General features: G+C 27.9%; 7 protein-coding genes and 1 pseudogene. 4 read left to right on the plus strand and 4 right to left on the minus strand.

All coding sequences use genetic code 11. The features are described 5' to 3' along the window. The first annotated feature begins 396 nt into the window (after window positions 1–396). Window positions 397–1,239: a 4Fe-4S binding protein gene (locus B3603_RS01095; protein WP_291559713.1), complete on the plus strand. Its 843-nt coding sequence runs from the start codon at window positions 397–399 to the stop codon at window positions 1,237–1,239. Window positions 1,240–1,307: 68 nt separating this feature from the next. Here the strand turns inward: B3603_RS01095 and B3603_RS01100 are convergent, their stop codons facing one another. The 3 genes from B3603_RS01100 to B3603_RS01110 form a co-directional block, all read right to left on the minus strand. Beyond that, complete coding sequence (locus B3603_RS01100) at window positions 1,308–5,396, minus strand: glycosyl hydrolase family 18 protein (RefSeq protein ID WP_291559716.1); 4,089 nt, start codon at window positions 5,394–5,396, stop codon at window positions 1,308–1,310. Window positions 5,397–6,480: 1,084 nt separating this feature from the next. Next, window positions 6,481–9,630: an AAA family ATPase gene (locus B3603_RS01105; protein WP_291559718.1), complete on the minus strand. Its 3,150-nt coding sequence runs from the start codon at window positions 9,628–9,630 to the stop codon at window positions 6,481–6,483. A 1-nt stretch (window position 9,631) separates the two neighbouring features. Next, window positions 9,632–10,795: an exonuclease SbcCD subunit D gene (locus tag B3603_RS01110; protein WP_291559720.1), complete on the minus strand. Its 1,164-nt coding sequence runs from the start codon at window positions 10,793–10,795 to the stop codon at window positions 9,632–9,634. Window positions 10,796–11,126: 331 nt separating this feature from the next. Between B3603_RS01110 and B3603_RS01115 the strand changes: the two are divergent. The 3 genes and pseudogenes from B3603_RS01115 to B3603_RS01125 form a co-directional block, all read left to right on the plus strand. Continuing rightward, window positions 11,127–11,529, plus strand: a pseudogene (locus B3603_RS01115) (transposase); the annotation flags it as partial. Next, complete coding sequence (locus B3603_RS01120) at window positions 11,525–11,809, plus strand: ATP-binding cassette domain-containing protein (RefSeq protein ID WP_291559722.1); 285 nt, start codon at window positions 11,525–11,527, stop codon at window positions 11,807–11,809. The pseudogene B3603_RS01115 and the gene B3603_RS01120, both read left to right, overlap by 5 nt. A 102-nt stretch (window positions 11,810–11,911) precedes the next feature. After that, window positions 11,912–12,232 carry a hypothetical protein gene (locus tag B3603_RS01125; RefSeq protein WP_291559724.1) on the plus strand — a complete coding sequence of 107 codons (321 nt, stop codon included), beginning with the start codon at window positions 11,912–11,914 and terminating at the stop codon, window positions 12,230–12,232. 20 nt (window positions 12,233–12,252) lie between these two features. On the opposite strand, the gene B3603_RS01130 is transcribed toward B3603_RS01125, so the two are convergent. Next, entirely contained in the window at window positions 12,253–13,047 is a 795-nt protein-coding gene (locus tag B3603_RS01130; RefSeq protein WP_291559726.1) for a hypothetical protein, read from the minus strand. Window positions 13,048–13,593 lie beyond the last annotated feature (546 nt).

Raw genomic sequence — 13,593 nt, forward strand, 5'->3', positions numbered from 1 at the left:
AATTATGGTTGAAATTAATTCTTACAAATTAATTTCTTTAAATAGATTTTTCAATAAAAGTGACTGAGCCACTTTGACAAGAAATAAATTTAGAACTTCTCTTATAAAAGAGAAGTATCGATAATTCTCCATTGTCAATCGTCAATTCTCAATTATATATTGTAAATTTAATAGTTTCAGCTATGATATTAAAAAGCATCAATTATTCTCAAATATATTAATTTTAGAACTGATATATCTATATATAGGATATTATATCATTTTCATCACTTAGTTGTTAATAATTTATACTTTATAATATAATTAAGATATCTTAAAGAAAATTACCAGTTAGAACTTTTAATCTATTTTCTTGAAGATGCGTAAGTTAAAAAATTTATAAGGAGTTATCATAAGATGAATAATGAAGCAAAACTACAATTGACAAAAATAAAAGAAAAAGGGTTTTTACGTCAAAAAAATGAAAATCTTTTTTCTGTAAGAGTTATAAGTTATGATAATATGTTTACTTATGAACAAATGAATAAATTGGCAAACCTTTCCCATAAATATGGCAGCGGTAAAATTGCTCTTACTACCTATCAAAGTATTGAAATACCTAATATTAAAAACGAATATATAGATATAGTAAGAAAAGAAATATCTTCTATGAACTTACATATTAATATAAATAATAAAAAATTAAGCTATATAGTTAGCTGTAGAGGTAGTATATGTATTAATGGTACTATAGATACATATGCCCTTACGTCCAAATTATATGAGAAAAATCATTCAAAATCTCTTCCTAATAAAGTAAAAATAGGTATATCTGGGTGTCCTAATAATTGTGTAGTTTCAAATCAATATGATATAGGAATTATTCCTACAAGTCCCATAAAAATTAATGAAGAAAATTGTAAGTTATGCAGTGCCTGTACTAAGATTTGTAAGAAAAAAGCTTTAGAAATTAAAGATAAATTAATTTTAAACAATGAGCTATGTAAAGATTGTGGTAAATGCTTCAAAGCATGTAAATTTGATGCTATATCCATAGATAATGAAGGCTTAATGATTTATCTTGGAGGAAAATCTGGTAAAAAGCAAAAGCTTGGAACTGCTCTAGATAAAAAATTTAAATTAGAAGAAATTCCAGAGATAATTTCAAAAATATTAGATTTCTACTCCGAAAATGCCTTAGAAAATGAAAAATTTAATGAAACTATCGACCGAGTTGGGATAGAAACATTATTAAGATAATATTTAAAGGATGTCTTAAAAGTTATACTTTTAAGACATCCTTTCATTTTAATTATTTAAAATAGTACTTAGTTAATTAATTGCCAAGAATTATCACTACCTGGAGTCGATTTTGTCCACCATTTAGCTTGATACATTTTGCCTTGGTATAAAACAATATCTCCTTCTACGTAAGCTTTCCCTTCTACATAATCCATGCTGCCATTTTCATCTTTATCTAATGCCTCCCATGATTCATCACTACCTGGAATTGATTTTGTCCACCATTTAGCTTGATATCTTTTACCTTGGTATAAAACAACATCTCCTTCTAAATAAATTTTTCCTTCTATATAATCCATGCTCCCATCTTCATTTGGTATAACTTCCTTTTCCCATGCAGGATTGTTTTCTGGAACTCCTCCTTGAGTCCACCATTTAGCAGTATATTTTTCACCTTTATATATTACAGTATCTCCTTCTAGATAAATCTTGTTTGGATCGAAATTATCATCTGTAATGTCAGGTTTTTCTTTAACTGTTATTATACGTTCTTTTGTGGTAATTAGTCCTTCACTATCTTCAACGGTGTAAATTAATGTATACGCTCCTGCAATGTTATTATCAACATTACCTGTAACTATTATTTTATCTGTTAAATTACCATCTTCTTTGTCAATTGCTGTAACACCTTCCATAGCATCAAAGGCTTCGCCAACAAATATTTTTTTGTCTTCTATTCCTTTTAATATTGGTGAAGTGTTTATTGGAGGATTTGTTCCTTCATCACCTTCTTCAAACTTCTTAAATACTTCTGTGAATTCATATTGACTAGATACTCCTGCATTTGTTTCTAACATAGCGTCTCTATTCATTGACCAAAATGACGTCATAGCTATTTCTTTTTCAATAGCATGATCAACAACCAACTTAGACCATTCTTTTGTAAATATAGGGTGTGCACTTCCTTCAAAGCCTATTGATGAAGTAGTACCTATTTTGCCATAGGCTTGTCTATCTGTTAACTCTATATTTGCAAATTTCTTAAAGTAATCTTTTAACTGGTTTTTTGTACTATCTATTGCTCTTACTGATCCTGTTCCATAATTTTCTCCTGGTAATAACGTTCCTGGGCCATAACACATAGTCATTATGTTTACAACTTCAACATCAACACCTTCTGAAAGATATGCCTCTAAAACATCAAGTTGATTCCAAGTTAGTCCACTTGGTAATACAGGAACAGTTAAAACAATATCAACTCCTGTTGCATCTTGAACTTTTTTAATCGCTTTAGCATTTGCAGTATTTTTACCTTTATCTTGTGCGGATCCTTCAATATCTAAATCTAATCTAGTTAATCCGTAACCTTGAACAATGTCCATATAAGTATTAGTTAATACTTCTACATCTTGAGTTGCTTCCCAGAATGGAGTTCCGTTTAAACCTCCAAGTGAAATTGCAACGTCTCCTCCAAGTTCACGTAATTCTTTTATTGATTTTTTAATTCCTTGATACTGTGTATTATCTTTATGTTCCTCACTTAGAACAGAGTGTCCACCCCAACCCCATTGAACTTTTCCATCTTTAATAGTGTTTGAGGTAGCTTGTACAAATCCAAGGTTGAAAAATTTAACTCCTGTATCAAGAGATAACCTTTCTAAATTTGCTACTCCATCATTGTTATAATCTGGTTTTGTTACCCATGCAACCATATCAACAAATGGTGCATTTACTTGTGCTGGCCATTCTATACCTTGTCCAACTCCAAAGTCAATAACAGTACTTTCCTTTGCTTTTACTGTTATTGTACATTCTTCTGTAGTAGTTTCATTTTGGCTATCAGTAACACTATATGCTAATTTGTAGGTTCCAACCTTTGTTGTATCAACAGTTCCTTTTACTAAGATTTTACTTGTTAAATCTCCATCTTCTTTATCATGAGCTGTTATGCCAGCCATTGGATCGAAGTCATCATTAACAGTTATTGTTTTATTTGATACTCCCTTTAATGTAGGCTTAGTATTTACATCTTTTACTTTTACTGCTATTGTACATTCTTCTGTAGTAGTTTCATTTTTGCTATCAGTAACGCTATATACTAATTTGTAAGTTCCAACCTTTGTTGTATCAACAGTTCCTTTTACTAAGATTTTACTTGTTAAATCTCCATCTTCTTTATCATAAGCTGTTATACCAGCCATTGGATCGAAGTCATCATCAACAGTTATTGTTTTATTTGATACTCCCTTTAATGTAGGCTTAGTATTTACATCAGAAGGTCCTGTTGCATCTCCAAAAATAGTTTGTCTTACCATTTCCACTCCATTTGGTGTAATACGTTGAGTGATTTCTATACTTTCAATAGCTGAAGTATCTTGAGGTGCTTCAGTCGATTTTAGCTTAAAACTATAACTTTTGCCTTGGTCTATCATTTTACCTTCCCATACGCCTTTAAGGTCTACCATTGTATAGCCATCTTTATTTGTTACAGTACCTGCCTGATAATCACCTGAGGTTAAGTTTCCACCATTATTCTTAATATATAATTTAGGAAATTTAATTGTCTCTGCTGATCTTTCCACAGCCCTTAATACTTCACCAGATTCATTTACTACTTCATTATTTTTAATAGTTATTTTATATCCACCACTTGATCCCCATGACTCTTTGTATGGTTCTATTGTCGCCATTATATCTAAGTCTGCATATTTTATTTCATAAGCTGGTAATTCCCCATCACCAAAAAGACCTTTTTTTGCAGTTTTTGTTAATTCATCGCGTTTGCTAGAATTTGTTGGAGCATCTTGTGATGACATCCATGATATCATTCCACCTAAATTATTTCCATTAACATAACTTGTTTTTTCTGTAATTGAACGTATGTTATCATAAGTAAAGAATGCTCCTGAGTTTTCATCATAAAGATATGGTGCTTTAGCTACATCATCCCAGTACTCTTTAACTCCTGGATATTTTGCTTTTAATTTATCAAAGCTACGATGTGCCCATACTCCGCCACGGCGTCCTCTGTCTCCTGATATTAATGGTGATTCATTTTCTGCTCCACGACTTGGAGATTGATCTGCATCAGTTCCTACTATAGATGCTTCGCCGTATAATCCTGGTGTACTAGCATCTGGTCCTTTACTTACCTTTTCCCATCCACGAGTATAGAATGCTGCACCAACGACTATTTTTTCCGGCTCTGCTCCTTGGCTAATTAAATAGTTAACACTTTCATCAACACTTAATCCTTTTCCTGCAAGTGGATCATTTGGATTTGAATATAATCCAGTTAGGTGACCACTTGTGTCATCCCAAGCACCTCTTAGGTCGTAAGTCATAATATTAGCAAAGTCAACAATATTAAATAAAGCATCAATGTCAATTCCAAGATCAAGAGTTGCTTTTGGAGCTGGCAATGCTACTGATAACTCATATTGTTTATCTAATTTATCACCTTGCTTATTTAGTGCATTACGTAAATCTTGTAACAATAATATATAATTTTCTTTATCCTGTGGCTTAGCATTAGGTGTACCTTCATCATTTTTATTATCAACTAAATCTGGTTGACGGACTGAGCCTGGATATTCCCAATCAACATCTACAAAATCCATATTTGTATATTCAATAAACTTTATAATATTTTCCACAAATTTTGCACGTTTTTGTGGACTTGCGGTTACAACTGAAAAATCTCCTGATTTAGACCATCCTCCTAAGGATACTCCTATTTTTAAATTGGGATTCTTTGCTCTTAGTTCTTGTAATGCTGGCAATATACCTGCATTTGCATCTCCCCATTGAACATTTGATTCTCCAGCCGGAGAACCTGTGGCAGCGTCTTTATCCGTAAATATTAAATTCCCTTCTGCATCAAAATCTAAAAATGCAAAATTTAAATGTGTTATTTGATCTGCTGGAATATCTTTAGGGTAAAAATTTCCCTCACCGCCCCAGATAGACCAATCTCCATAATACATAACATTACGTTTTGCTGCTGGACTTAAAAAATTTTGAACATTTTTAGAATTTTTTAAGTCTACTGCTTTCACTTCTATAGGACTTATACCTGCAACTAGTATTCCTAATGAAAGCGATACTGCCGTTGTAGCTGATACAACTCTTTTTGCAACTGTACCTTTTTTACCTTTACCTTTAGTAGTTTTCATTTTTTCTCCCCCTTATATAACATAGCAATTTAATAGTTCTCAAAGCTTTATGACCATTATATTAAAAGCTTTTTAAACTTATTTCAAAAAGGATTTTCTTCATTTAATCTTTAATATACCTTATAGCAAAAATGTACATGAAGAAATATCCTTTATGATTCAATTTTAAAAGTCAAGTTCATATCTATAATATTTACAAATGTTAAAAAATTATCTATCCAAGTTAAATTTTTTGGTGAGTTTAATAAAAATTCTCACCAATTTTAATTTTTTAAATTTAATTTTCTACAATATATTTAATTATTTCATTGCCATTACTAAACTTATTTTCTAAAAGTCTAATTACGCCCTATCTAAAGATTTAATTAATAAAATAAATTGTAAAGCATATATTAAAGAAATTAATCTATCTTTTAATTATTGATAAAAGCATAAAAAAATGGAATAGTTATATCTAAAATTCAAAAAACTGTAATAGACGATAGAGTAAAATTATACTACAAAAACTAAATATTTCTCTAAAGTTCTATCGAAAATTATATACTTAATTTATTTATATCTTAAAGGAATAATACTTCGTTCATACAAAAATTAAACAAAATTTAAAATCTTTGTTAACTTATATTTAATTGATTTTCGTAATGAGGACTTTGTGTAATAAGTTGTAATTTATATATGAATTATATGATCTCTAAATATCCTTATTTTTCAAATTGCTATAATTTAATTATAAATTATGCATAAATTTAATACAAGTCTAAAAATTTAGAATTTTTTATGGTATTATTAAAGAATTGCGTAAAATTTTCCTAAACTTCAATAAGAATATATTTTTTCTAAAATTATACTATATTTTTATCAATAATTGTCGAATATTGTGTTTATATAGATTTTTAAAAGATATTATGATATTTTTTGAAGTTTAAACTCTATTAATTTCACCAACATATTTTGGTAGTTTTTATTGAAAAATAAAATAAACACTATCAATATTATTAAATTTCATAATATTGATAGTGTTTTTGTTGTTCAATCTAATTGTAAATATAATTTTAAATAAAATTACCTATACTACGCTTTCTTTTTATTTTATATTGAACTTTGCACTACTTCCTCTTGAAGTAGCTATAACCTCTAATCTACCCTCTATTCTCTCTTTTAATTCTGGTACATGAGATATTATTCCCACCAATTTACCTGCATCTTGTAGTTCTAATAAACAATTTATAGAGACATCTAAGGATTCTGGATCTAATGTGCCAAAACCTTCATCTATAAACATAGTGTCTATATTTACTCCGCCAGCATTACCCTCTACTACATCTGCAAGTCCTAGTGCTAAAGCTAAAGAAGCTTTAAATCCTTCTCCACCAGACAAAGTTTTTGCTGGTCTAGCCTTTCCTGTGTAGTTATCGAAAACCTCTATATCAAGTCCACTTTGGCTACTAGCAATTTTTCCTTCATCCGTTCTATTTAACTCATATCTATTAGAAGTCATTTTTCTTAATCTAATATTAGCTGCTCCTATGATTTCTTCAAAAAAAGAAGCAAGTACATATCTTTCAAAGGTAGTTTTGATGGTGGTAAATCCATTAGCTGCATTAGATAAATCTGCTATAACTCTATATTTTTCTTCAAAATCTTTTAGTTCTTCATTTATTCTTCTTATATTTTCTAAAACTTCACTATTATTTTTAATTCTAGCAAATACTTTGTTTCTTTCTTCTGTAATCTTTTCTTTTTCTAATATAAGCAAATCAAGTTCCTTTTTTAATTCTTCAATATCTATAATTTGCAGTTCTTTAGTTTGTAAAATTATAATTTCATATCTATCAACTATAGATTTTAACTCTTGTTTATAATTTTGAATAGCTGTATCTAAGCTTATTATATCTTCACTATTTTTTTTGCAAGCTTTATATTCATCTACAGAGTTAAATCCACCTTTTAATATACTTTCTAAATACTGACTATTGCTTTTTTCTAGCAAATTTTTTTCTTCTTCTAATATTTTTATCTTTTCATCCTTTGAGGTCTTAAGTTTTTCATAGTAAGTTTTATATTTATTATAATTTTCTTCTGCTTCTTCAAATGATTTTTTAAGCAATAAAAATTTATTTCTAGTTACATTTATAACAGTATTTAAAGCCTCTTCACTTTGGATTTCACTAGGCACTTCTCTTAGAATTCCTTCTAGTTTTTCTTTAGTCTTTTCATTTTCACCATAAGTTTCTACTTTATTTTTTTCTGAGACTTTTATCTTTTTCTCTAACTGTTCTTTTTCTTTAATGAGATTTTCTTCTTCTATTTTTAGCTTATTCAACAATTCTGACTTAGTTTTTAATTGTATAAATCTATTATTTAACTCATCAATTTCAATTTTTATTGACTTACCTTTATCAATTATTAAGTCTGTAAGTTCACTTCCTATTGCTTCACCAAAATTTGCTATTTTTTCTTCTATTATTTCATGCTTTTTCTTTTCTATTTCTTCTTTTTTAAGTTTAATTTTTTCTTGTAATTTATTATATTTTTCTAATTCCTCTCTATAGCTCATATCAAGTTTCTCAAAATGATCTCTAGCTAGATTTATTTCTTCTTCTTTTGGTATATTCACATTATTAACTGCCTTTTTAGGATGACTTGTACCTCCACATACAGGACATTCTTCCCCATCTTTCAATGCCATAGCCATTATAGCTGCCTGTCCTTTTAAGAATTTTTCTTGTAACATATTTAATTTTTCTTTAGCTACTTTAAATTCTTGTTCAACAGTGTTATATTCTATTTTAAACTCTTTAAATTTTGCACTATAAGCTAAGAATTCTTTATTATCATCATGAAGATTTAATAATTTTTTTCTAATTGATTCTTTTTCTTTTAATAGAGAATTTATAGTGGCGACTTCAATAGAAGCCTTAGTTCCTTCTTCTATTTTTTTTCTTATATTTACTTCGTCTATTTTAATATTTTCTAGCTTTTCATTAGCACTTTTCAGCTCATCCTCTATGTTTTTCAATCTAATGTTTAAACGACTTGCAGAAATTTTATATTCATCTATTTTTTTTACTTTATCTATATAAGACTTAAGTGTTGTTCCATACTCTATAAGAGAATTTCTTTCTTCTTCTTTCAACTTCTCACTGTTATACTTTTCCTCAGATATTTTTAATTGTTTTTCGTATTCTACTACTGTATCCTCTAAATTGCTTATTTCTTTTACCCTGTTATCTACACTATCTTTTCTTTGAATATAATTTTCTTCTATAGGTTTGATACTTTCTGCATTTCTTGCTCTATTTAAATCTATCTCTAATTTTTCATAGGTTTCCTTTTCATCTTCAAGCTGAATTCTTTTTAAAGTTATTTCCTCTTTTTCTTTTAATTTTTTATTTATCTCTTCTGCTTTATCTATTTCCCTAGATTTCTCACTTATCTTTTCTTCAATGCTTTTAATATATTTTAATATATTTTCTTCTAAACCTTTATCTTCATGTAATAATAAAATTAAGTTTTCCTGAATTTTGCCCATATTAGGATTTTGCTCTAGTATTAGCTCTTTTAAAACTGTATTTTCATAAGCATCAATGCTTTTTATATATACATTTCTTCTTTCATTAGCCATAGATGTATTTTTATTTATATCCTGTACTTTCCTTTTAAGCTTTTCTTGTATACTTCTATAACACTCTGTTTGAAAAATCTTTTGAAGTATATCTCCTCTTTCCTTACTATCGGCAGTTAAAAGCTTTCTAAACTCTCCTTGTGGTATCATAATTATTTGCTTGAACTGTTTATTATTAATACCTAGAAGTTCTTCTACTTTTTTAGTAACCTTGTCAAGACCAGTTATAATTTTAAATTTATCGTTGGTTAAAGACTTTAACTCTGCCTCTCCCTTAAATTCTGTTGTACCCTCTCCTCTTTTCTTTTTAACAAGTTGAGGTGGCACTCTTCTCAAGAGGTATATATGATTTCTAAGTTTAAATTCTAATTCTACATAGGTAAGTTCATCTATGTCTGCAAAGTCACTTCTAAGACTTTTCCCATCTCTCTCTGAGCCATTAGCATCTCCATAAAGTGCAAAATTTATTCCATCAAAAATTGTTGTCTTTCCAGCTCCAGTGTTTCCCGTAATTAAAAATATATTTCTATTTTCAAGTAAGGTAAAATCTATAATTGTCTTATCTCTATAAGGCCCAAAAGCATTTAAGGTAAGTTTTATAGGCTTCATACTAATTACTCCTCTCTTCTTTTTGGAGTTCTTCTATAATGGATGACATAATTTCTTTTTTCTCCTCAGTAAATTCTTTTCCCGTTATAGAAACATAAAATTCTTCAAAAAGCTCCATCTTAGATTTATATTTTGCACCTTCTCCTGCTGAAGTTTTAATATCACCTAAATTATTAATTCTATTTTCTCTCTCTAATGACATAATATTGGGATAAATAGATTTCAATTTTCTCATAGGTTCTAAAAGCTCACCTTCATCTGTTAAAATAGCATGAATATAGTCCTCTATATTAGTGTCATTATACACTTCCATATCTAAAAGATTTTCTAAATTTCCTTTTATTTTTCTCATATCTCTTAGGGTCTTTACAGGTCTTAAATTTATTTCAACTTCTCCCTTCTCATCTAAAGTAACCACAGTAACAGATTTCTTATGATTACACTCTGAAAAAGAGTATTTTAAAAGTGATCCAGAATATCTAATTCTATCATCACTTACCTTTTGACATTTATGTAAATGACCTAATGCTGTATAATGAAACTCCTCAAAAATTTCAGCTTTTATGTAGTCAGTTCCCCCTATAGATAATGCCCTTTCTGATTCACAGGTTTCCGGTTCATTTATTCCTGTAACATAACTATGAGCAACTAATACATTTCTTTCTTCTTTATTCATATTCTCTTTTATATGTTCTAAAATAATTTTTGCAGCATCTTCATAATTTCTTACATCTACATTGAAAACCTCTCTAACTATAGCTGGCTCAACAAATGGAAGTAAGTAAAAATTTACAGGACCATGTTCATCTTTTAAAACTATCTTTTTTATATCTTTTTTAAATACGCCCTCTATATATAATCCATTTTTTGAAAATATATCACTTCCAAAATGAAGCCTATCTGCACTATCATGATTTCCTGCAATAGCAATAATAGGCGTTTCTAAATCCATAAGGATTCTATTGAGATATTTATTTAAAAGTGCCACCGCTTCCACAGGAGGATTGGATCTATCATATATATCTCCAGCAATAACTAAAACATCTGGTTTCTCCTCTTTAATAACATCACATAGTGAATTTAATGCATAATCTTGATCCTCAGTCATATGATATCCATGAACTAATTTTCCAATATGCCAATCCCCAGTATGTAATATCTTCATATAAATCTCCTCCTAAAAACAAATAATCTTTTTACAACAAAATTAAGCTACTATATTAACGTCTTATATCTCAAACTATAGTATCTTCTTTCTTAAGATACTATGTTACTCTATTCTAAATAAATTCTAACATTCATTTTATATTTATCAAATCTATATTATAAATTTAGTATTAAAAAATAATTGTGACATAAAAAACTTTACACTAACAAATAATCAATAGGGATAACATATATGTTAAAGTTTTGTAACACCAATACTGCCACAACAATTGAAGAGTTAAAAGACTTTTTTACTATAATTGGCGATATTTATCAATAAATGGCTCTAAATTAAGAACCATAGAAATATAAATACTTCTATAATGTCTAATAGTGAAATAATTACCATTATTATTGTAGGTGAGCCCATGACTATAGATTCTGAAAAAACATGACTTGATTTTACAGAAATAACTTAAGAGAGTTGTTTCCTGAATTTTGCAATAGAACTTATTTTAATCGTACCCGTAGATTTCTTTTTAAAGTTATAGAAATAATCCGTAAAAAACTTACTGAAATACTTAGTTATTACTCATATCCCATCGTATAGTAGACAGTATGCCTATATATGCTTGTAAATTTGAAAGAGCAAAGCTTCATAAACCATTTAAAGGATTAGCTTCTTATGGAAAATGTTCTTCAAAGAAAGAAACCTATTTCGGATTCAAACTTCATAGCTTAATAGCTATTGAATGTAGATTATTATTTAACATTATATAATATAAAAATAGATTATGGCTTACATTATAGATTAATAGATGAACTTAATATAAAAAAATATGAAAATTATATATTTAAGAATCTTTCTGAAGGAACTAAGCAAAAGACAAGATTAATAATAACTTTATTACAAAAAAATAATCTAATATTATTAGATGAACCTACTAATTACTTAGATGAAAAAAGTATATTAAAACTTAGCAGTTATATAAATAATTCTAATTCAAAATTTATTATATTTTTATTTTTATAAATACAATAGTATATTTAGCAATCGCATTTATTATTGGTTATTTTATAGATAAAAGTTTAAAAAATAAAATTTTAATTTAAAAATATATAGGATGGTGTTTATATGAAAATTTCAATTGAAGAAAAAAAACTATCAGCTTTATTACAATTATTTTACTCAGATTACTTTTGTGACTACTTAGAGCACATGATAGCAGGAGATGATGAAAAATCAGTAGTGACTTTATTTAAGGGTATGGAGTTTTTTATGAGTCTTTTAAAAGATTTGAATGTAAAATTTGATTATGAAGACATAGAAGACTTTATAGTAAAAGAATATTATGAAAATCTTAAAGAAAAGTATGATTTAGAAATTGGATATTATGCTGATAAAGAAAAAAACTTTGAGGATATTTTGGGTGGAAAATTGGACGAACTATACTAATCATTTATAAGCAAAAAATTTTAAGGATATTTTAGGATAAAAGGTATTATAACTTCTCCTTCCATAAATATTCCCCTAACACCTCTATTTGCAGCAAGATTGACATTCTCTTTTGTAAATGATTTTAGAAAATCTGGGTCTATAGCAATAAATCCTTTTATAGGAATAATATTAGCAAATGTAATATCCAGCCCTGTTATTGCTCCTCCAGAGAATTCCCCAATTATTACACACTTCTCATCAATAGAATATTCTTGAAGTATTAAATTATAGCATTCTTTAATGTCATTTCTTGAGATAAACGGATTGGTTGTCCAAGTAAAACCATTATGACGATATAATTGTGAAGATTGAATATATACAAAAATAAAATCTTTTCTTAAAAATTCATCAGCTTTCCAATATTCACTAAATTCATCAATATTTCCAGGATCACCATGCAACCCAATAAACAATGGATATCTTTTTTCTTCACTATAATTACTAGGTAGATGGACAGCATATTTAAGCTTACTCTTTTCCTTAGCTTTTTGTAACAGTAAATCATTTTTATTCTTAAGTTCAATATATCTAATATTTTCTTTTAAATTAACTACATCAAAAATATCACCATCACAGGCAAATTTTTCATTAATGAGATATGATATCACATTAATACATTCCTCATACATTTCTTCATTACAATAAAATTCAGCTTTTGAAAGCATTATTTCAAAAGAATACTTATCAAATTCCCAATACTTGTTATATACCATATTTAATTCTCCATTCATAAATGTCTCATATTTTGTCGCACTTTCAATAAATTTTTTCAAGATTATCTTTCCATCATTCTACTTCCAAAGAAATTATGGATGGTACAAAAGAGTAGCAGAACAAAATATTATACCACATATGCCCAATATTCTGCATGGATACTGTACATCTTAAAGTTAAAGATGTACATAAAACTATAATAAAGACACCTTATGTTTGCACCGCAGTAGATACAAAGGGATGATTCATAATTGTACTATATAAAAAGATTATATGGTAATTATCAATCGTACTTTAAATATGAACCGTCCCCCCAATCTTTTATGAGTCAAATGATAATACATTAACTACATACATGTATAATACAGAATGGCCATTATTACCAATTAATTATAAATAGATAATGTTCGCTATATTCTTGCACAAATTTCATGTAATTATACTATAAATATTCGTTTTTTTATATAATTGTCCCTATTTTTTTCATTATTATAATTATTTTACAGTAATATATTGACTTTTATGTAAAAATATTTTACACTAAATATAAATTATATAACAAAATATATCTCATATGAGTTAATAATCTGCCTTTTTTAATTAAT

The sequence above is a fragment of the Clostridium sp. UBA2485 genome, from assembly GCF_002341865.1.
Lineage (GTDB): Bacteria > Bacillota > Clostridia > Clostridiales > Clostridiaceae > Clostridium_J.

Bases quoted from the DNA above. Each gene is read 5' to 3' on its own strand.
- B3603_RS01095 (WP_291559713.1), top strand. From the start codon at position 397: ATGAATAATGAAGCAAAACTACAATTGACAAAAATAAAAGAAAAAGGG.
- B3603_RS01100 (WP_291559716.1), bottom strand. From the start codon at position 5,396: ATGAAAACTACTAAAGGTAAAGGTAAAAAAGGTACAGTTGCAAAAAGA.
- B3603_RS01105 (WP_291559718.1), bottom strand. From the start codon at position 9,630: ATGAAGCCTATAAAACTTACCTTAAATGCTTTTGGGCCTTATAGAGAT.
- B3603_RS01110 (WP_291559720.1), bottom strand. From the start codon at position 10,795: ATGAAGATATTACATACTGGGGATTGGCATATTGGAAAATTAGTTCAT.
- B3603_RS01125 (WP_291559724.1), top strand. From the start codon at position 11,912: ATGAAAATTTCAATTGAAGAAAAAAAACTATCAGCTTTATTACAATTA.